The sequence below is a fragment of the Microcoleus sp. N9_A2 genome (assembly GCF_036701775.1).
Taxonomy (GTDB): domain Bacteria; phylum Cyanobacteriota; class Cyanobacteriia; order Cyanobacteriales; family Microcoleaceae; genus Microcoleus.
This window is the reverse complement of record NZ_JAUBRH010000020.1, coordinates 1-22,188: the sequence shown is the minus strand read 5'-3', so window position 1 is coordinate 22,188 and position 22,188 is coordinate 1. Positions and strand designations below refer to the sequence as shown.

Sequence of the window (22,188 nt, the reverse complement as noted above, 5' to 3'; positions counted from 1 at the left end):
TGTCGGTGTCGGGGTTGGCGCCGGAGTCGGTGTTGGCACTGGGACGACACTACCTCCCAATTCAAAAGATCCACTGTCCACGATCGCACCTGGGATGCTATCACCATCTTGAGGGCGAGTCTGGCCGCGCTGATCCGTAGCTGGTGCGCCGCTTGGTACTCCTTTGTCAATGGCCGGACTTCCTGTCAGCAGAGGCCTTACGAAAGCGCCGTTGATGTTTTGCAAAGGGCCGAGTAAGGGATCTGCGATCGTAATGCTTGCCGTCGCATTGTAATCGTTGAAGTTAGTGGTTTTTTTGACAGGCCACTGAAAATTGCCACCTTGGTCAGTTAGTTCGCTGCTGGTGTGCTGCTGAATGCCAAACTCATTCCCCGCCGTGTTGTTAGAAAAAATCGTGTTCTTGACGCTGACAGGCTTTCCTTCCGCAGCCGAGATGCCTCCGCCCACCCAACGGGCGGAATTATCGGCAATGGTGGTGTTGACGATGGTTGTGGGGGAATAAAGAGCCATTGCACCACCGACATTGCCGTAAAAGTCGGTAGTCCCAGTAACTTGGTTGCCAGAAAAGGTGCTGTTGGTAATGGTGGTAGGCGCATCCATGATCCACATTGCGCCACCTTGACCGGGGGCTTTGTTGCCAGCAAAGGTGGTGTTGGAGACGGTAAGTCCTTTGTTGAGGCCGTTGCTCAAGTTTACTAACCCGCCTCCAACTCCGTTGTTGCCACCGGAAAGCGACAGAATTTCGTTGTTTTGGAAGGTGCTGTCTGCAATACTTACGCTGTCTTGGGTGCCGGTAAACAGATAAGCGGCTCCGCCTTCGCCTCGCCCTTTGTTGTCTTGAAATACACTTTTGGTGATCTTAATTGTGCCGGAAGCTTCGCTGGGATTGCTGGCTCGATCGGTATAAAGTGCGCCGCCGAAACCTCTTAAGAAATCATTGGGCTGACCTGTGGCGAAAGTGGCTGCGGTGGTATCGTTGCCGATGAATCGGGAGTTGTCAATTGTCAGCTTACCTTGAAGGCTGTTAATTGCCCCGCCGTTAATTCCTTTGTTGTTCGTGAAGTCGCTGTTGGTGACTGTAAAAGTTTTGAAACTCAAAAAGCCGATCGCACCTGCACCGCGTTCATCGTTAGCTGCGGTGGCTACGTTGCCGTTGAATTTACTGTTTGTAACAGTCAGGGTATTGTTGAAATTACCGAAAATTGCGCCACCACCTTGATCGGCGACGTTGTTGTTGAACTGAACGTTTTCTACGGTGAGGTTTACTTCGTCGGTTGTGCCGATCGCGCCACCTCGATCGGTAGTTTTGCCGTTAGTAATAATCAGGTTTTTGACCACAAAATTAGTAGCAGTTGCAACGTTGGCATTGACAAAAAAGGCGCGGGATGCGTTGTTGCCACTGATGGTTAAACCCGCTGCTGCTGCGCCGTCAATCGTGATGTTTTTGCCAACGGGAATATCGAGTTGACCGCTGGTGAGGGTAATGGTTTGGCTGGCTAAACCTGGAGCGAAGGTAATGATATCGCCGGCAACAGCCGTGGCGATCGCAGCCCTTAATGAACCCGGCCCGCTATCGCTATTGTTGGCTACTACGATCGTAGCTAAATCACCTTGGTAACTTGCCATAACCTCTGGCCCCAAGGCTAAGGGAGATTCAATTTTGCCCGTAACAAATTCTAAATTCCAGTCGCCGCCACTGCCGGTTGTGTTGGTGGATGCCGCCACGTCAGCCCCGGTTAATTGGCTGAATCGATCGACGAAATTAGCACCTGTACCGCCTGCTACATCGCAGCCGTACAGCATGATGTCTGCTTGGGGGGCTAGTGAAGTTTGCCACTTTTCCAACTGGCTTTTGTATTGCTCTATATTATCTGAACCCAGAGCGGTATTGCCTAATTGTAGGCTGCCAGAACTGCCGTGAGAAATAATGTGAACCGAGTCTATCGCCCCCTTAGTAGAGGCGTATTTTTCCATCTCCGAGGTGATTTGTTCGATGCCGTTTTTGGCGCGATCGAGTATTACTACCTGCTGTCCCGGCAGCACTCCCGCTGTAATTGACTCGTAATCTTCCACGCCGGAGTCAATGAAGACTAAGGAGCGCAGTGGCAGTTTTTCAAAAGAAGATTGTGAGTTAACTTGAGCGAATGTAGAACTCATATTGGAGACTCCATTAAGGGCATTATTAGTAGATACACCCTAGAGTAACCTCATCAGACTTGTTTGATTATATCTTAACACTAAATTGGGAGATAGTGCACTTTTTTCAAAATTTTTATTAATTTATTCTTATCATATTTATCGGTTGCACCCTGACCACAATAGAAATTTAGACCTCTACCGCTGGGAATATATTACAACACTTATTGCGAATATTAAAAGAAATCAATCTAGGTTCTACCATCCAAATTTCTTCGACCTTATTTGGCTAACAGTAGCGGGAGTTCAGGTATTCGGAAATGCTGGGGGTAATTCCCCCAAGAATAACTCCTCTTAATTATATTTAGTAGTTTTTATTTGAGTGTGATATTTTACATATAGGCACAATGCACTACAGTTTCCCTAGCTATATTTCATCTAACGAAAAACTGAATTATGTAGATTTTGAATAATTCTATATGCTTTGAAGTTGCTAGGTTTGCGATACATCCAAATACTTATTACCCGGAAGGTTACGTCGTATTTACTAACACTCAAAACAGTCTGATATTAAGTGGAACCCATGGCTATAAATCAATTGGCTTATGGGGTGCTACCGACACTGTGAGGATTGTCATCCTCACTACAAACGTGATTCAAATTATTCAGCGGGAGTTTATCTGATTGCAGGTTGAGTCAGATCAAATCGTTGATTGCGATCGCGCCTGCCTCCCTAATTAAAATTGTATTCGGGTCCAGTCGCCCTCGGTACGTTCCACACCCTCCATTAAATCACTCTCCTTAATTAGCAAACAGTCGATCGCTCCCACCGCCGTTGCTGAGTGTATCACTATATTGATCGGCATAACACGAACCAACTCCGTTGTTTTGAGTCATAGAGGTATGCGATTTTGGCAATTGACTTTTGTATTGTTCGAGGTAATCTGAACTGAGGATAAAAAAGCCTAATTGCAGATTGCCGAAGCTGCGATCAGAAGTCAATCCAACTTTGTCAATCTCTCTAAGGATAGAGGCAGATTTTTGAAGTGCGGAGGTCATTTTCTCAATGCACTCAGATTCCCCAGCCAAAATTCTGGAAACAAAATATCCACCTTCATTGATGCTGGAGTCCTTGAATACAAAGCTTTTGGATGGGGGAGTTGGGTATTCCGAGGCGCGAGTCGTTTCGCTTAAAGAAGTCAACATATTCCGTCCTCCAAAAGTGAGTTGAGCGGTAGATACAGCCTTGGATTCAGAGTTTCTGAAACTGCCAGCGACCTTGTTTATTTTGCTGATTATTATTTAACCTATCTATCAGTTTCGCCTATTTCTGCTGCACTGCCATCCGCGATCGCACGGAATTTATATTCTGCGTGTTTTCCCTTACTTCCGGCCAACGCGTAATTACCGATCGATCCGATATCCTATCCGTGATACCACTTTTAACAAAAAATCCAACTGTCAGCCGGTGCTTCAAACCTCGATAGTCTTCAGTCATTCCCCTAGCTAAAATCTAAAATCTAAAAGGGTATGACAGTTAGTTAACTGGCCTCGCAACTGCACCGATCAAGATTCTGTGGAAGATGGGGGTTTTTTCCCTGCATTGCGAATATTAATAATCTTGTTGAGCGCCTCAAACCAAAAAGCAGCCCCCATAGAAATAGCTACGCCGCTCAATATCCAACCAAACAATTTTGCAATCAAAGCCAGCCACAATAAATTCCCCTGCTTATCTCGTTCTAAGCTGTTCTGTTCGCTCCATCCAAAAGGCAGAGCTACCTGATCCAAAGCTCGATCGACATCCTGTTGAACTTTTGTCAGACTGGTTAAATTATTTGATTGAGTCTTAGCATTGTTTGTTACCAACTGCTGAGCGTACAAATTCACAGTCGATCGCAACATCGAATCCTTCGACAACCGATTAATAATATGAATGCTATCAGCATTAGCAGCGACAGCGATCGCAGTTCCGAGCAAAATCGCCACCCCTCTGGCATTCCGCTTGTAAACGCCAGAAGCACGCTCCATCGATTGGTCAAACCAAATTTCAATTTCTTTCTGAAAACGCTGCAACTGCTCTTGAGTATCTCCGCCGCTTTTTTCAGCGCGCTGCGCTAAAATATAAAGGCTTCGTTTCAAAGATTCTGGCATACTGTCCAAGGTTTCTTGAATTTGTTGATAAATTGGACTCTCCTCTTTTAGTTCCATAATTTCTGCTACCGTATCTTGACTTTTTTTAACAGTATTTAACAGATTGCTGAAACTCGGTTGCAGTTGCCCCAGCAGCGCCACCCGCTCAATTTTGCTGTCAAAACGAGCCTTGACAAATGCCATCTGCCTCTGAAATTCTCTCCCTGCTAGCTCGGTTTCTGGTAGATAAACCTGAGAATCATTAATATAAAATCCTAGCTTTTCCGACATCCGATCTAAGCTGTTGTTCAAACTTGCTAAATTGTTTTGATAATCTTCAGCAACTCGATCGAACTCCGCCGTTAACCACCTAAATTCTTGCTCAATAATCGGTTTAGTAGCATCCGGCAAACTCAGATTGTCTCCAATTTGTTGAATTTGTGCTAATTGTAAATCTTTAAATCTTTCCAATCGGGTTTTAGAGATAGAGCTGAGCAAACTAGAAACCTTTAAAGTCTCCAAAAGGCTAGCCGAAAAACACTCGGCTGGAATATAAGAAGGGCCACTAGATTTATTGCCGAAAACATTTTTAGTACCCGTAACTCCGTGGTACAAATCCCCCATGCGGTGCGTAACAGAGCGGAATCCCTCTGATACAAGCCCTTTCGCTCCCTGATTCAAATCTTTGATAATCGGATTGGCGTAAATCGAATGAGCCAAATGTCCGACTCGCTTAAATTGCAGGGGATCTTTCGCGCCTTCGCTGCCTCCAGAAATCAGCACTTCGATCGACTTCTTTAAATGTTCCGCCCGCCACTGCCAAACAGTAGCAATCAGTTCCTGAATTTCCGAAGCTAGCAAGCTTAAAGTCAGGTAGATAAAGACTAAGCCAATGATAATATCTATAATTACAGGCAAGTTCATGGTATTTTCCTAGTTGCAAATAACTGCTGTCTAAGTTTACCTGCAGTTTGGGACGCTCAAAACTCTCTTAACTTATGTCAGAAATCTTTCCATTCCTGGGCCACAAACTGAAAAATCGCTGGAATGACAGCTTTACAGACAAAGTGTGGATGCTGGCTTTTCTGTTGGCTGCAGTGCTGATTTTCGGGCTGAATCTGGGCGGCGTGGCTTTGCGGGATTGGGATGAAGGCATTGCAGCGCAGGTAAGTCGCGAAATTTGGCGCGGCAACTTAAATTGGCTGTATCCGACGATCGACTCTATGCCTTATTTCAACAAACCGCCGCTGGTACACTGGCTAATCGGGCTGTGTTTTGCGGCAGGCGGTGTCAGTGAATTCACGGCGAGGTTGGTACCGGCGATGCTGACAGCCACTTCAGTGCCCCTGCTTTACGCCATTGGCAGGGAGTTGTTTCCCAGACGGTCGATCGCCATTTTTTCTGCCCTCGTTTATCTGACGCTGTTACCGGTGGTGCGACATGGACGTTTGGCGATGTTGGATGGAGCGGTTTTGTGTTTTTTGCTGGGGGCGATGTGGTGTTTGCTACGATCGCGCCGCGACTTGCGCTACGCTTTGGGGGCGGGGATTGGGTTCGGACTCATTTGCCTGACTAAGGGCGTCATGTTGGGGCTGCTGCTGGCTGCTGTTGGCTGTATTTTTTTGGTTTGGGATACCCCGCGACTCCTTACTTCTGGCTATCTTTGGGGCGGATTGGCGATCGGAACATTGCCAGTAGCGGCTTGGTATTTTGCCCAATGGCTGCACTACGGCCAATATTTCATCCACGCTAATTTAGTTAACGAATCTTTCCGACGCATTTCGGAACCTGTGAGCAGTCACAAAGGCCCGCCCTGGTACTATATTTTAGAAATTTTAAAATTAGCTTGGCCGTGGCAGTTATTTTATCTGCAAGGGCTGCGTTTGAGTTGGGAAAATCGCAATTTTCCAGGGCCAAAATTAGTATTGGTTTGGAGTGGAGTATATCTGCTGGCTATTTCTGTGATGACTACTAAATTGCCGTGGTATGTTTTGCCAATTTATCCAGCTTTTGCTCTTGCCGTTGGCAGTTATCTCGCTGAAGTTTGGGAGCAACTGTGGCTGCCGCCAGAGCCGATTAAAGAGAAAGCAGAAGAACATTTTGATGCTATTTCTTTGTTGCCTCATCCCGCGATTTTCGCAGTGCTGGCTGTACTTGGTGTTGTCGGCTGCATTTACTTCAGTGGCTTAGTGCAAATTGGGAAATACATTGTGCCGATCGAGCGAGATTTGCAGTTAATGCTGATATTTGTAGCTTTAACAATGACACTGGTGGCCGTGTTGCTGCACCGCAAAGATCGGCAGTTTATATTAGTTTTAATTTGGGGAACTTACCTGACGCTGTTGGTATTGGTGGCTTCAGATAACTGGGTTTGGGAACTGGCGGAGGATTATCCTGTGAAGCCGATCGCCGAAATTGTCCGCACAGGAACTCCGGCCGGTCAACAAGTGTTTACTTCTCACCGCTTGGGCCGTCCCTCGCTGAATTTTTACAGTGAACGCCAAGTTATTGTCGCCGACGCGCCGACGCTCAAACAGAAATGGCAAACTCTTTCTCAACCTTATTTTCTGTTAGAAAAACCCGTTTTAAAACATTTACGTTTGCAGAATGCTGAGGTTGTCAAAACAGCGGACGATTGGGTTGTGGTAACTAAAAAGTAAGCGTGTTTCCCCAAATTACCGTAGGGGCGGGTTCACCAACCATAATCGCCTCAGACCAAAAATCTCGAAAACCCGCCCCCACCCAACGACAAATCCGAATCTACCATTTTTGGGATGCAATCGCATATCAGATAAATCTAGGCGATCGGCTGGGTGCGGACGAGTTTACCAACAATTCATACGAGAAACCAACAATCTCAAAAACCCCCTACACAAACTCAACCTTAAAAAGCTTACCCAAAAATGTTACACTAAACAAAAGCCTCAGTTAAATGCTCTCTAATAGAACTATGCAACTTACTGAACAACGATACTACTCGATCGAGGAATATCTAGCACTAGAAGAAGCTGCTGACTACAAAAGCGAATACATTGACGGTGAAATATTTCCTATGGCCGGTGGCTCTACCAATCACAATCAAATAGCGCTCAATTTCAGTACCGAACTCAATTTTGCGTTCAAAAAACTAGACTATCGAGTTTTCATGAGCGATGTCCGCTTGTGGATACCCAAGAAGCGCATCTATACTTATCCCGATGTGATGGTAGTATGTGGGGAGCCGGAGTATTATAATAACCGCACCGATACGATTACCAATTCCAGGGTAATTATTGAGGTTTTGTCAGCGTCAACTAAAGGATACGATCGCAGCAAAAAATTTGAGGGATACCGCACAATTCCCACTCTTGAAGAATACTTATTAATCGACCAAAATCGGAGATATATCGAACATTTTTCTAAGACGGATGATAAGCGATGGTCGTTTGCTGAGTACAATGAATTGGATGAGACGATCGCGCTTGCTTCAGTATCCTTTGAAATTGCTGTGGCAGATATCTATAATAAAGTGAATTTTGAACAAGTAGATCCAGAAATTGCACCTGAAATTGCAGAAGTTTAATGAGGCTTAAAGCCCGCCAGGGTGCATCTCATTTTTGCAAATACAGCATATTCCATGTATGTGCGGTACACACAATCTTGTAGTAAGTAAGGTGCGTCGCCACCAACAATCTGCAAGTTCTATTTAAAAGGTCGCAGCGACGCACCCTACATATTAAAATCACACAATATAAATTTAGCGGCTACTGTACTTCATCAACCTGGAATATGCTGTATATTCTACAAAATTGAGATGCACCCCCCCGAAAAGCCTGGTTTATTCGGTTTTGATACGTTTAAGCTGTCACGCATTTACATTGCATATTGAGGGCGGGCTTTCTGGCCCTACCCCTACTCCCCACAAGACTTACAGCATATTCCATGTATATGCGGTACACACAACAAGGGTCGTAAGCATCGGTGCGTCGCCACCAGTCAATCTGCAAGTTTCATTAAACATGAGCAGATCCGCACCCTACATAACAATGTACCAACAATAGAGCTTTATAGTGTACTTCACGAACCACCGAATATGCTGTAGATTATTTTTTGACATTCAATTTAAATCAATACTCCGGACAGTTTTGGGAACGATACTAAAAGCTTACGCGGGGCAAGGAGTATAAAAAAGTCGAATTAAATGCCGCGTCAGGGGTGGAGCTGACATTGATTTAATTATCCACAGGGGCTGCGAAGTCAAGAGAGCCTAAGCCACTGGGCCCTATAAAAACTGTCCTGACTATTGTTAAATGCACAACAGCTTATGACTGATTATTTAACATGATTATTTCCGGGGCAGTGGTGGGAATTAGGGAACCACTTACACTTAATGATTCCACGGGATATCTCTTCTAATTTCGCAGGGGTGTGACCTGCACCGAATAGATCGAGGTTGAGATTGAGGGCTACTTTCGCGGCGTAAGCAATGTACAAAGTACAAGGTAGTAATACAGAAAATATTACTATATTAGCAACTAGATTGTGATCCATGATATCTGTTTCGCTTCAAATAGTTAATTATCATTTGTTAATTATTCTGTGATTGTCTCGCTGTACAGCCTTTCTATTTTCAACGCCGTTTCAACTCTTTGATACTCGGCCTCAACCTGTTCTAAAAGCGCGCAGACCGGATCAGATAAAGGCTTGTTCGCCTCTGTTCCCATGCGGCCCATGATTTCGAGTTCCTCGCACAGCTCAAACAAGCGAAAAGCACCGAGAGTACCGCTAATCGACTTTAAAGAGTGAGCCGATCGCCGCAAAGCCAGCGGATCGGCGTTGCACAGAGCCATAGAGATGCCTCGCAGCAGTTCGGGAGCTGTTTCGAGGTAAATCTCGATCGCCTCGTCCAAAGCTTCCACTTCTCGCAGTCCCTCTATAATCTTGGGACTCAGGGAATCGCCACTCTCTGACAAAGCCCGATCGAGATTTGATGCACCCCAATCGACGACGGCCGGCGAATTGGGAATGGTGAGTTGTTGATTTCCTGCAATACCCACATTCGATCGCACTTGTAATTCACTCGTTCCTGCGATCTGTGCCGCCGGGGCATCCAAACAAACGATCGGCTGCAGACGATCGAATGCGGAGTTTGATCGAGATTTACACGCGATCAAAGCTCGCACCAACTGCTCAATGGCGATCGGCTTGCTCAAATAGTCGTCCATCCCGGCAGCCATACACTCTTCGCGATCGCCCTGCATCGCATTTGCCGTCATTGCCACAATCCAAGGCCTTGTCGATTTTCGATTTTCGATTTTTGATTTTCGATTGTTAGATTCCTCGTCAGTCAATTTGGGATTTTCGATTCGGGATTTTCGATTGTTAGATTGCTCATCAGTTGCGGAAACTTCTGATTCTCCCGTGGGATTTTTGGTCGAGTCTAGATTATGAGATTGCTCATTTGTTACGGAAACCTCTGATTCTCCCGTGGGATTTTCTAAAGTTAAATCTGCTAAAAATTGCTCGCGGATGTGGCGGGTAGTTTCCAGTCCGTCCATTTCCGGCATTTGCACATCCATCAGCACCACATCGTAAGGCTGGCGGCGCAAAGCTTCGAGCACTTCGATACCGTTTCCCGCCACATCCGCGCGATACCCCATCCGCTGTAAAATTTGCAAAGCCACCTTCTGATTCACCAAATGATCGTCAGCCAACAGAATCCGCAGAGGTAAGTTCTCAGCCAGCATGGGTATGCTTTGCAAGAAAGCCCCGCTGGTGCGCTGCCCTTTAAATTCCGTTGTCTGTTCTCCAAAAATATTGATTAAAACATTGTAAAGCTGAGATTGTTTGATGGGTTTATTCAAAAAAGCAGCAAAATCCATCTCCATAGCAGGAGAGTTAATTTCTTGCCTGCCGATCGAAGTTAGCATCACTAACGGCAACTTTTCGCAATCAGGGTACCGGCGAATTTGCGCCGCTAAAGCTAACCCGTCCATTTCCGGCATTTGCATATCCAAAACTGCCAAATCAAACATCTCTTTAGCAGCCAGCCAATCTAAAGCCAAACGAGCCGAAGCTGAAGCCCTAGCCACCATTCCCCAAGACTGAGCTTGGAGAGTCAAAATTCTGCGGTTGGTAGCATTGTCATCGACAATTAAGACTCGCTTGCCAGCTAATTCAGGTTGAGAATTGCTCAAGTTAAGTGGTAAGGAATTCTTGCAGCCAGAAACGATCGTACTAAAATAAAAAGTAGAGCCAACAGATTTCGTATTTTGGCCGATCGGCTTGTTGCTGAGTACAGATTTGCCATAGCTATATTTTTCGGCTATTTCGCAAGATTCCGCCCATCCCAAATCAAAAACTGCCGATGATCTAAAATCGGCAGGAGGATTGCCCGCGACACTACCCATACTTTCCACCCACATCCGGCCGCCCATCATTTCGGCCAAACGCTTGCTAATTGCCAAACCCAATCCGGTACCGCCGTACTGCCGGCTCGTTGAAGAATCAACCTGACTGAAAGATTTAAATAGCCGATCCATGCGATCGCTCGGAATGCCGATACCGGTATCTTTGACCGCAAAATGTATTTCGTATGCTGGGTTAATTGCTACCGGTTCGCCAGCAATTAATGGCGGTTCTTTAGCGTTAGCCGCCGGCACTGAAATCTTTTTGGCAGTCACCGAAACCACCACTTCTCCAGCGTCGGTAAATTTAACAGCATTACTGAGCAAGTTGATTAAAATTTGCCTCAAGCGGGTGCTATCGCCGATCGCCGTTGCCGGTACTGTACGATCGATCAAGTAACCCACTTCCAGTTTTTTTTCTGCCGCCTTAGCAGCTACCAAGTCTAGAGATTCCTCAATGCAAGTGCGGATGTCAAACGGATGTTTCTCCAAGTCCAATTTGCCCGACTCAATTTTCGAGAAATCTAGAATATCGTTGATCAGCGTCAGCAAAGCATCGCCGCTGCTGCGGATAGTTTCTACAAAATCGCGCTGTTCGCGAGTTAAGGGGGTATCCAGCAGCAAACCGGTCATGCCGATGACTCCATTCATCGGAGTGCGAATTTCGTGGCTCATGGTGGCTAAAAATTCGCTTTTGGCTCTAGTAGCCGCCAGTGCTTGATCGCGAGCTTTTGCCAAATCTACGCCTGTTTGCTGGCGTTCGAGTTCGCTTCCCACCCACTGAGCCATCAGTTTCACCAACTCTCTGTCTACAACTCGGAACGGTTCTGTCACAGGAGTCGGAGAAAAGAAGCACAGAGTGCCGTAAACTTGACCTCCCACCGTGACCGGAATGCCCATGTAAGCTTCGATGGGGAAGGCTCGATCGTCGCTGTTGAAGGAAAAACCCGAAAACCTCACCGACTCAAAGTAAATCGGTTCTTTTGCCATTGCCGTAGCGACGCAGAAGGTTTTTTCCAGATCATAGATTTGGTCTTTGACGATCGACCCGTCGGGACACTCAACAGCCATTATTTGATAGTTGTCGCCTTGAATGCAGGACAAAATTCCCACGGACAGGCGTAACTGCCGACATCCCATTGCCAGAAGTTCTTGGAGGCGCAAATCAAAGGTAGAGAGGCGGTTGAACGGGTCTGTACGGGGAGCCGAAGTCACTTGGTACAAAGCTTTGATTGCAGCTTCGCTTTCTCGCAGTTCTTGTTCTGTTTGCTTCCGCACGCTGATGTCGCGGGAAATGCCGATAATTTCTTGCACTTCGCCGGTTTGGGGATCACTGATCGTGCGGCCGGTGGTTTCAAACCAAATGTATTTGCCGTCTTTGCGGCGGATGCGGTAGCTGACGGTGTAAGTAACTGGAAGCGCCAGAACTTTCCAGTGAGCTTTGGCAATGATTTCTAAATCGTCGGGGTGAAAATAATTGTTGGGGACGCGGCCGATGAGTTCCGAAGGTTCGTATCCCAGCAAAGCCCGGCTGGCTGGCGAGACGTAAATAAACACGCCTTTGGGGTCGTGTCTGGTGATCATGTCGGTTGAGTTTTCGGCCATCAACCGATAGCGGTCTTCGCTTTCATTACGTTCGACTTGAGAATTGCCCAATGCTTCTAGCATTCGGTTGATGGCGTCGGCCAGACTTGCGAGTTCATCTGCTCCTGCGATATGAACGCGCAAGTCTGGGTCGCCGCTGGCTGCGATGTTGCTGACGCTGGTGCTCAAGGAAGCCAATCTCGCCAAGACTAATTTTTCTAGCAACAGCAGGGTGATGGCGCTAAATATTAAACCTACTGCCAGTATTGATAAGGTAAACAGCTCCAAGGTAGCCTGACCTTGCCCGTAGATGATGCGATCTGTCTCTACTCGCAGCAGCAACGCTAGGTTGCCGTGGATGTCGCGAATTAGGGCGTATCCTGCGACTAAGGTGTCGCTGAGTGGCTCTACTAAAATTTCTACTGATTTGAGGTTGGAAATTTTGAGTTTGACATTTTCCAACTCCTGCCTCGATCGAGCCATCGCCTTGGCGCTGTGCCCGGAGTAGTTCGCGGTTCCCACTTTAAAATCTAAACTTGGCAATCTAAAATCCACTGACAGGTGAGTCAGTTCTGAAAGCAAACCGATTTCGCTGCTGTCGAGGTAGCGTCCCAAGATCAGCGTCCCCCGCGACGGGCCTTGGGCGTTGCTGTTGAAGATGGGCTTGGCGGCAATCAGCAGTCTGGCTTCTGGCAGGGTGAGGACGCCTGTTTTGGGGCCGGGGCGATCGCCCTCGACAGTCGATGAGTCTAGTAGCGCCTCGGTCAAGTGCTGTTTTAAGCTTTCGGGAATCGGGATTTCGGTTTTGGATTTCAGGTCGAAACCTTTGCTGAAGATCGTCTTACCGTTGGAGTCCAGCAGCACCAATAAGTTTAGTCTCAAGTAAATAAATGTCGAATCGACGAAATTTGACTTGACAAAATTTTCGTTCCGTGTTGCGACGAAAGAGTAAGTATCGTCCCACTCGGCGTAATCTTGGGCGCTGGTGTCTAAATTCGACAAGTCATCATCTAATGCGTCCAAAGCCCGTGCGACATCCTGGCGGACGTACTGTGCCTCCAGGTTGTGAAAATCATGCAGCAAAATAGTTGATGCAGTGGCATACAGAACCACAATCAGGCTGATCAGCGCTGCACCGATGATTAATAGTGTTTTTTTTCGGAGTTGCATGGCGTCGCCCTCCTCACGGTGCTACTAGGCAACTAGCCAGGAGAGGTTTGAGACGTAGGTTGTTTAGCATTGGCGATCGCAGGGCCTGCGTGTTTGGACTGTTCTGGGCTGACGAAAGCAAAGCCCTTGGTATTTCCAAGGTATCCGGTATGTTGCCCCCCACAGTCAGTGTAGTATTTTCACAGCTTTAGTTCCCTATTATGCACAACCTCTGACCTACAAGTTATAACCTGACGATCGGCATTTTCAAAAGAAACGGGCGATCGAACTCAAAACAGTTTGCGTTTGATACTGACTCCGGCACGGCGGCGGGCGGTTGGTAGAACAGGCGTGCTGGGTTGAGAAGCCTCACTATTATTGTACCTAAAAAATATTGAGGAGAGCGGACTGGCGCGCCTAGTTGGGTCTGCCAAAAAAAGCTCATTTCAATAGCTGTTTTGATTTTTGTCCTTCTCTAGCAATCCTTGCAGGAGTAGTGGAATAAGCCCAAAAGCCTATCTAGCCTAGAAGCTTGAACCGCGTTCAAAAATTGTCATAGCAGAGGAAATGAATATCCGGCGACTTTTCATTTACATCCGCAAATAAAATATACAACAATCAAAAAAATCGGCTTTTCATTTTTCTATTTTGAATTAATCAAAACTGCTAATTAAGATGTATAGACTCACCGTTTCCACAATCTTCAATAACTCGGTAGGAGCGGCTTTATCCATGACATTATTCAACAGTACCAAGAAATTAATACAAACCCGTTCCCACTCCCCGATCAAATCCTTTACTAACATTAGTGCCTGATATCAGTAGAAACTCATATCAGGCACTATCTGCAATCCTTGCAGGAGTCGTAAACTTTTTATCCCACCCCAACCCTCCCCTTATCAAGGGGAGGGAGTAAGAAATTCACAAATGATGCGAGGATTGATATATCTGCAATCCGATCGCGCAAATTGACTCTTTTTTATCGGATGACGGCTAAAGCACCAGCGCCCGCAGCCGCAAAGGCCGAGGAAAGAGCGGTGAAAAACAGCCACCAAGAGGCAACTTCCGCTGCTTTCCGAGTTTCTTCAGCTTGTTTTTCGGCTTGCACTTTAATGCTTTCGAGGCGAAGCTGCGCTTCTTGCTGCAAGCGTTCGGCTCTTTGCAAGACGGTGTTGCGGCTTCTTTCAATTTGGTCGATCAAGCGGTTGGCATCTGCTTCGGAAATGTCCTCGCGCGAACTCATTAGTGCTACTAAAGTATCGCGGTTGAAATGACCCAGCCGATCGCGCAAAGCATCAAATCCGGCTTGCGGATCGTCAAATAACTTCCGCACGTCCCGCGTAATCCCTTCATAGTTGAGTTCAGGGCGATCGAGCGAATTGAGGTAATCCCGAACTTTTCCGAGAATCCCGTCAATTACCGACTGAATACCCTCCTGTATTTTCTGAATTTGCAGTGCGAATTCATCGCGCACCGACAAAATTCCATCGACAATACGATTGGCTTCTGCTTCAGAAATATCCTGCCGCTGAGACAGCAGAGAAACAACTGTAGCTCGATCGATGTGCGACAAGCGCTCGCCCAAACTGTAAGCGCCGACTTTCGGGTCGTGCAGCAGTAGTTGCAAGTCGCGCTTGATGGCTTCGGGATTTAATTCATCCTTGCCTGTATTACGCAAATAATCTTGTAAAACACTCTGAAAATCCTGCACTTGGCTTTGCATCCGCTTTGCCAAACGGCGCGGCGCTTTCACAATCGATCCCAGGGTTTCCTGCACTTGGTCGATAATTTGATTGACTTGTTCCTCGGTCAAATCTTGTCTCTGAGAAAGCAGTTTGACCAAAGTATCGCGATCGACATGAGACAGGCGGCCGCGCAGTGCTAAAGCCCCTTCTTTGGGATTTTCCATCAGTTTCGTCAAATCGCGCTGAATCCCTTCAGGATTGAGTTCTGATTTGCCAGTATTGCGGAGGTAATCTGCCAGGGCGGTTGTGGTTTGGTCGTACTGATCCTTAGCTTTTTCTGCCAGTTGTTGCGGCGCGTGCAGCACACTGTGCCAATTTTCTTCGGCGCTGTCGATAAGCTGATTTACTTGGTCTTCGCTGAGGTCTTTCCGCTGAGATAGCAATTGTACCAAAGTTTCGCGATCGAACCTCGAAGCTCTAGCTCTCAGGGCCCACATTCCCGCTTCTGGGTTATCCAGCAGCGTTTTCAAATCGCGCTTGATGCCTTCGGGATTGAGTTCTTCTTTGCCCGTAGACTTCAAGTATTCTTGTACTCTTTGCCACTGGTTATCTACTCGGGCTTGCGCTGCTTCTTGCAGACCTTTAGCATCTGCTAAAACTACATCTCGCGTCCTGTCTAACTCTTGAACAATCTGTTCTACTTCCTGGAATCCGAAGTTTTCGCGGCCTCGGAGAATTTGCACAAAACTGTCGCGGGTGTAAGGAGAAAGCCGATCGCGCAACTGTTCGTCACTAGCGTCGGAATCCTCTAAGATTTTTTTGAAATCGCTCCCGATACCTGCTGCTGTCAGTTCCTCTTTCGGCGTCAGCTTCAAATAAGTTTCCACCCGCCACTGCAAATCGCGAGCTTTTTCTTGCTCCTCGGCAAAGATCACGGTTTGTAAAACGCGCTGTCTAATTGCTTCTAATTCCTGGGAAATTTGTTTAATTTTGTCTTGGGTAAAAACACCTCTACTAGCCAGGATTTCGGCAAAATTAGACTGTTTTAGTTTTTCTAATTCGCGGCGCACAGTTCCCGGATCGGCTGTCGGATCGTAGAGAACGTCCCGAAATTCGCGCTCGATGGCTTGGGGGTTCATCTGCCAGGAATAAGTGTTGAGTAGGTAGTTTTCTACATCCGCACGAATTGGGCTGTAAGTTACGGGTTCGCCTTTGACTTGAGCGGTAATTTTATCACTTTGCTGGGTAACTTTGTCTTTAGCTGTTTTGAGCTGACCGACTACTTTTTCTACATCGAAATCGGAAATATCCGTGCGACCCAATACTATTCCCATTAAAGCATTGACTGCCATTGTCGTTGCTTGGGTCATCATTGTCGGGCTTTCTCCCGAATTTTGAACGCCCAGAGTGCTGAGGGCTTTTTCTACCCTACTTCCCAATTTATCTGAGACCAAATCTCCCGATTTAGCAGATTTGAGATAGTCTACTAATTGGGCGATGCCGTCTGATTGCTGCCCTTGTTTTCCTACTTGTTTCCAAGCATCTTGAAGTTGGTCTACAATCCGGTTTACGTCGCGTTTTGATAAGTCCGATCGCGAACTTACTAAATCTACGAGAGTTTGCCGATCGAGATTCGGCAAATTTTCGGCTGCAATGGTTTTTAGTTGCGGATCATTAAGCAATTTTTCAAACTCGCTACGCATCCCTTTGATGTCTAATTCTGGCGGTTTGAGGCTTTGGATGTACTCTTCGACGTTTTCGCGCAAGCTTGTGGGGTCGATCGCGCTACCCAGTTCATGGCCCACTGCTGCTGCTGCTGCTTTGGCTGTGGCGACGACTTGGTTGCTAGCTGCTTTGGCGCCGATGGCCGAGGCTGCGGTGCCGACAATGGCTTGAAAGCCTGATGTGGCGGTGTTGACGACGGAACCAATCAAGGAACCGACGGTGGTGGAGCTCACCCAGACAAGCATTGAGAAATAGGTTGCCCACACGACTAAACCGACGATCGCACCTAAACCGGGACTGCTAATCAAGCTGAGCTTAACTGCTAGCAAGCAAGCAAAGAATAGGGCAATGGTAACGGTGATTAGCGTCCAAGTACCTACTTTTCGGCCGATGTGACGGACTGGGGGGCTGCCGCTATCCGAGTGGTTGTCGTCGTCGTGGGATTGTCCCATGTACGAAAGGCCGGCTGCTACTGATAAATTTGTTAGCAAGAGTTGGAAAGCGCAGGCGAGTACCACTCCAGCTATCAAGGCGATAAAAAATTGCGGCCCGGAATAGAGGAGTGCTGCGTCTTCTACTGTGGTTGTGGTTGTAGTCTGTTCTACTGGCACTTGGGCCAGCCAGAACCCGATGTTATACAGTTGTGGATTTATTGGCAAATTTTGATACATAGTATATTCCTCGTTAAGGGGTGGGTGCGCGCGATCGTTGGCGCGAGTTAACTAATGTATAGTTTTAGACTCATGCCCCCAAAGGCAATCATCGCCTTATTGACGAGCTAAAGCATCCCCCTACAGTTGGAAGTGGAAAAATATGTCTGTGGTCGGCTATCACTTTAGGCATATTTATGCTATGTAAATTGGCAGTTGTCAAGTTGTTAATTCTGAGTTATGAGTAAGGTGCGCTGCGGGGCACCCGAGATAGATGGTAGTAATGGTAAGTCTGACTAAAATAATCGCAGAGGAAAATCTTTTGTCGATCAATATTAAGAGTCGGCACAGAAGCCCAGACAAATTGTTCCCAATTCATCAACCAATGCCATAGCAAATTAGCTTTGAAGGGATTCGATAGTGCAGCGAGAAAGTCATGCAATTATTATTGGCGGCAGTTTAGCAGGACTGTTGGCCTCTAGAGTATTAGCAAAACACTTCGACCGAGTAAGTATTGTTGAACGAGATTTTTTGCCAGAAAAACCCGCGCCTCGCCCCGGTATTCCTCAATCCTGTCACCTTCACATCCTTTTAAATCGGGGGAAAATGATCCTAGAAGAGTTTTTTCCTGGCTTGGAAAACGAACTGGTAGCTGCTGGTGCTCCTAGTTTAGATCCAAGGTCGATCGGGTGGTTTAGTCCGGCGGGTTGGGCCCCGCAATCTAGCCCGGATCTAAATAATTTAATTATCTTCAGTCGGGATTTACTTGATTGGCAAATTCGCCGCCGCTTGGCTGAAAATACGAACGTGCATTTCCTTGAAGGAGGCACAGTAACGGGGTTTCTGGCGAATGCCTCGCGCGCTGAGATTACTGGGGTGTCGGTGCGTTTTCGCGATCGCCACAACCCTGGTAACATCCATGCAGAGAATTTGAATGCAGATTTAGTAGTCGATGCTAGTGGCAAAGTTTCCAAAACACCTCAATGGTTGAAAAGTTTGGGCTGGGAACCTCCGCAAGAAACCGTTATCAATGCTTTTGTCGGCTATGCCAGCCGCATCTATGAAGGCAGCGGTAAATTGTCAGAGACTGCGCCAGTATTTGTGTCAACCGCACCGCCATTTCGCACCCGCGGCGGTGCAATTTTTCCGATCGAAGGCAATCGCTGGCTGGTGCTTATCATCGGGGGCGATCGCGATTATCCCCCCGCAGACGAAGCAGGTTTTCTAGAATTTGCCCGCACTTTGCCAACCCCGACAATTTATGATGCAATTAAAGACGCAGAAGCAATAACACCTGTTTATAGTTATCGAGGTACAGAAAACCGTTTGCGCCACTACGAGCGGCTCGCTCGTTACCCTGAAAACTTAATAATTATCGGTCATGCAGTTTGCGCTTTTAACCCGATATACGGACAGGGAATGACGGTTGCTGCACTAGATGCTCAGATGCTAGATAAATGTTTGCAAAAGCAAAGAGAGCGGTATCCAGAAGGCGATTTAACAGGCTTTGCGCGACAATTTCAACAAAAACTAGCAAAATTACACACTATTCCTTGGACGTTTGCTATCAGTCAGGATTCGCGCTATCGGGGAAGTACAGGTGCAAAACTAAACCTTGCTACGCGGCTGACAATTGATTACATGGATCTAGTGTTAAAAGTGCTGGTCGGAGATACTAAAGTTTGTCAAGCATTTTTGGAAGTTCTGCACATGATTGAGTCGCCTGCTGTACTTGTTCATCCCAGTATTGCGGTTAAGGCGATCGGGCAATTAGTCAGCGGCGGGCAGAAAGTCGAAGGCACAAGGCAAAATTAATAGAAAGACTTGATACGGAATCAGCTTATTTTTGCCTCTTCTATTTTTTCCGCATCAATAGAGATAAACGCAGATAAAATCATATTCATCTGCGTTATTTTAGGTTCAAACAACTCGGAAATCGCTAACACCAATTAGGCTGGCATTGACTCCAGTTAAAGAAGCAACTAATTCTCCACTTCCCTTTAACTTAATCAGCGCACTGTTATTATCCTGAGTTATTTCTAACTGATTAAAACTCAAGCCTCCAGACAATCCGAGCGAATCTTTACCCTTGACAAAATCAGCAATCAAGTCAAATCCCTGACTAGAATTTAACACAAAAGTGTCATTTCCCAAACCGCCAACTAAACTGTTATTACCCGAACCTCCAAACAAAATATCATTCCCTTCACAACCGAGAAGCGTATCATTACCTAAGTCTCCATAAATCGAATCATTGCCCTTACCTCCGTCAATTAAATCGTTACCTTGACCGCCATAAATGACATTATCTAGCTCACCGCCGCACAAAGTATCATCTCCGAGTTGTCCGAAGAGAGTATCATTACCTTGACTGCCGAGAATTAAATCATCTCCTTTGCCACCGTAAATTAAATCATTTCCTTTGCCGCCGTCGATAAAATCATTGCCTTGATTGCCAAAGATTAAATCATCATCTTCTTTGCCGTTAATTAAATCATTGCCCTGATTTCCAAAGATAACATCTTCACCAAAACCACCAAGAATGATGTCGTTTCCTTTGCCACCAAATAAGAGGTCTTCTCCCTTGCCCGCCTCAATGAAGTCATTGCCTTCATTGCCATTGAAGATATCCTTTAACTCACCGCCAAACAAGTTATCGTTACCTTTTTTAGCATCGAAAATATTGGGCTGGTTGCTGCCAAAATAAGCCTCGTTTGCGGGAGTACCAATTAGCAAACCGGGGCTGCCATTGATAATGTTATCAATTTGTTGGTTTGGTTGGTTAAGATTGGGATACTCAATTTTGTCGCAAATGCAGTCTGTATCCTCTTGGTTAACAGGCGTTGGAGTTGGTACGGGTGCAGGCGTTGGAGTTGGTATGGGTGCAGGCGTTGGAGTTGGTATGGGTGCAGGCGTTGGAGTTGGTACGGGTGCAGGCGTTGGAGTTGGTGCTGGTGCAGGCGTTGGTGTCGGTAAAGGTACAGGTTTTGGTACCGGTGCAGGCGTAGGCGCAGGTACGGGTGCTGGCGCGGGTGCAGGTGCAGGCGCTGGAGTTGCTGTGGCTGTAACTGATGCCGAAATCCGGAAATCAAAGGGATTTTCATCGCTGTCATTATTGACAAATTGCAACGTACCTGTTTTATTTCCGGCGGTGGTTGTATCTACTTGAACTTGCAGGTTAGTTGTACCGCCAGCGGCGAGAGTTGTCGGTAAATTTCCGACAATGCTAAATCCGGTTGGTAGGGTAGGGTTGCTGAGGTTTAAAGCGGCTGTACCGAGATTTTTGACGGTAAAGGTTTTGTTGAGAGTTGCGCCGATTAATCCACTACCAAAGTCGATCGCACTTGGAGTACCATCAACAATATCCGTTGTTCCGTCTAATACTTGGATTTCTGGTGCAGCCGTGGCTGTAACTGTGGCTGTAATCGGGAAATTAAAAGGATTTTCATCGCTGTCATTATTGACAAATTGCAACGTACCTGTTTTATTTCCGGCGGTGGTTGTATCTACTTGAACTTGCAGGTTAGTTGTACCGCCGGCCGCGAGAGTTGTCGGTAAATTTCCGACAATGCTAAATCCGGTTGGTAGGGTAGGGTTGCTGAGGTTTAAAGCGGCTGTACCGAGATTTTTGACGGTAAAGGTTTTGTTGAGAGTTGCGCCGATTAATCCACTACCAAAGTCGATCGCACTTATCGTACCATCAACTATATCTGTTGTTCCGTCTAATACTTGGATTTCTGGTAATGGTGTGGCTGTAACTGTTGCTGTAATCGGGAAATTAAAAGGATTTTCATCGCTGTCATTATTGACAAATTGCAACGTACCTGTTTTATTTCCGGCTGTCGCTGTATCTACTTGAACTTGCAGGTTAGCACTCGCACCTGCTGCGAGAGTTGTCGGTAAGTTTCCGACAATGCTAAATCCTGTGGGTAAAGTCAGGTTGCTGAGACTTAAAGCGGCTGTACCGAGATTTTTGACGGTAAAGGTTTTGTTGAGAGTTGCGCCGATTAATCCACTACCAAAGTCGATCGTACTTGCAGTACCATCAGCTATATCCGTTGTTCCGTCTAATACTTGGATTTCCGGTACAGGAGTTGCTGTGACTGATGCTGAAATCGGGAAGTTGAAGGGATTTTCATCCGTATCATCATTGACAAATTGCAGCGTACCTGCTTTATTTCCTGCTACTGTCGTATCGACTTGAACTTGCAGGTTAGCACTTGCACCTGCTGCGAGAGTTGCCGGTAAATTTCCGACAATGCTAAATCCGGTTGGTAGGGTAGGATTGCTGAGGTTTAAAACTGCTGTACCGAGATTGTTGACGGTAAAGGTTTTGTTGAGAGTGCCGCCAATTAATGCACTACCAAAGTCGATCGCACTTGCAGTACCATCAACTATATCTGTTGTTCCGTCTAATACTTGGATTTCTGGTAATGGTGTGGCTGTGACTGTGGCTGAAATCGGGAAATCAAAGGGATTTTCATCGCTGTCATTATTGACAAATTGCAACGTACCTGTTTTATTTCCGGCTGCTGTGGTATCTACTTGAAGAAGCAAATTAGCACTCGCGCCGGCGGCTACTGTTGCAGGTAAGGTTCCGACAATGCTAAATCCTGTTGGTAAGGTAAGGTTGCTGAGGTTTAAAGCTGCTGTACCGAGATTTTTGACGGTAAAGGTTTTGTTGAGAGTTGCGCCGATTAATCCACTACCAAAGTCGATCGCACTTGCAGTACCATCAACTAT

The 22,188-nt window shown here is 46.6% G+C and carries 10 protein-coding genes; 3 read left to right on the top strand and 7 right to left on the bottom strand.

The genetic code is table 11. The features are described from left to right. The 4 genes from QUA44_RS14300 to QUA44_RS14285 all read right to left on the bottom strand — a co-directional run. On the bottom strand, nucleotides 1-2,157 hold a 2,157-nt coding region (locus QUA44_RS14300; protein ID WP_333309736.1), incomplete at its 3' end, for a DUF4347 domain-containing protein. Nucleotides 2,158-2,937: 780 nt separating this feature from the next. Beyond that, nucleotides 2,938-3,342 (bottom strand): hypothetical protein, encoded by a 405-nt coding sequence (locus QUA44_RS14295; protein WP_333251392.1) that lies wholly within the window; start codon nucleotides 3,340-3,342, stop codon nucleotides 2,938-2,940. Nucleotides 3,343-3,460: 118 nt separating this feature from the next. Then, nucleotides 3,461-3,634 carry a hypothetical protein gene (locus tag QUA44_RS14290; protein ID WP_333251389.1) on the bottom strand — a complete coding sequence of 58 codons (174 nt, stop codon included), beginning with the start codon at nucleotides 3,632-3,634 and terminating at the stop codon, nucleotides 3,461-3,463. Nucleotides 3,635-3,702: 68 nt separating this feature from the next. Next, entirely contained in the window at nucleotides 3,703-5,190 is a 1,488-nt protein-coding gene (locus QUA44_RS14285; protein WP_333251386.1) for a hypothetical protein, read from the bottom strand. A gap of 74 nt (nucleotides 5,191-5,264) precedes the next feature. Here QUA44_RS14285 and QUA44_RS14280 point away from each other — a divergent pair, with 74 nt between their 5' ends. Together QUA44_RS14280 and QUA44_RS14275 are read left to right on the top strand one after the other, a co-directional pair. Continuing rightward, nucleotides 5,265-6,926, top strand: a complete 1,662-nt coding sequence (locus QUA44_RS14280) for a glycosyltransferase family 39 protein (RefSeq protein WP_333251384.1) — start codon at nucleotides 5,265-5,267, stop codon at nucleotides 6,924-6,926. A gap of 290 nt (nucleotides 6,927-7,216) precedes the next feature. Further along, on the top strand, nucleotides 7,217-7,828 hold the full coding sequence (locus QUA44_RS14275) for a Uma2 family endonuclease (RefSeq protein WP_333213850.1): 612 nt from the start codon (nucleotides 7,217-7,219) through the stop codon (nucleotides 7,826-7,828). A 1,009-nt stretch (nucleotides 7,829-8,837) separates the two neighbouring features. Here QUA44_RS14275 and QUA44_RS14270 read toward each other — a convergent pair. Both QUA44_RS14270 and QUA44_RS14265 read right to left on the bottom strand, forming a co-directional pair. Then, a complete protein-coding gene (locus QUA44_RS14270) occupies nucleotides 8,838-13,406 on the bottom strand; it encodes a response regulator (RefSeq protein ID WP_333251383.1) in 4,569 nt (1,522 codons plus the stop codon). 958 nt (nucleotides 13,407-14,364) lie between these two features. Continuing rightward, complete coding sequence (locus QUA44_RS14265; RefSeq protein ID WP_333251379.1) at nucleotides 14,365-17,466, bottom strand: MFS transporter; 3,102 nt, start codon at nucleotides 17,464-17,466, stop codon at nucleotides 14,365-14,367. A gap of 399 nt (nucleotides 17,467-17,865) precedes the next feature. Here QUA44_RS14265 and QUA44_RS14260 point away from each other — a divergent pair, with 399 nt between their 5' ends. After that, nucleotides 17,866-19,260, top strand: a complete 1,395-nt coding sequence (locus tag QUA44_RS14260; protein WP_333251377.1) for a 2-polyprenyl-6-methoxyphenol hydroxylase-like oxidoreductase — start codon at nucleotides 17,866-17,868, stop codon at nucleotides 19,258-19,260. 105 nt (nucleotides 19,261-19,365) lie between these two features. Here QUA44_RS14260 and QUA44_RS14255 read toward each other — a convergent pair. Then, a partial coding sequence (locus QUA44_RS14255) for a choice-of-anchor D domain-containing protein (RefSeq protein WP_333309733.1) occupies nucleotides 19,366-22,188 on the bottom strand: 2,823 nt, incomplete at its 5' end.

Coding starts and splice junctions, on each gene's coding strand:
- QUA44_RS14295 (WP_333251392.1), bottom strand. CDS start 3,342: ATGTTGACTTCTTTAAGCGAAACGACTCGCGCCTCGGAATACCCAACT.
- QUA44_RS14290 (WP_333251389.1), bottom strand. CDS start 3,634: ATGACTGAAGACTATCGAGGTTTGAAGCACCGGCTGACAGTTGGATTT.
- QUA44_RS14285 (WP_333251386.1), bottom strand. CDS start 5,190: ATGAACTTGCCTGTAATTATAGATATTATCATTGGCTTAGTCTTTATC.
- QUA44_RS14280 (WP_333251384.1), top strand. CDS start 5,265: ATGTCAGAAATCTTTCCATTCCTGGGCCACAAACTGAAAAATCGCTGG.
- QUA44_RS14275 (WP_333213850.1), top strand. CDS start 7,217: ATGCAACTTACTGAACAACGATACTACTCGATCGAGGAATATCTAGCA.
- QUA44_RS14270 (WP_333251383.1), bottom strand. CDS start 13,406: ATGCAACTCCGAAAAAAAACACTATTAATCATCGGTGCAGCGCTGATC.
- QUA44_RS14265 (WP_333251379.1), bottom strand. CDS start 17,466: ATGTATCAAAATTTGCCAATAAATCCACAACTGTATAACATCGGGTTC.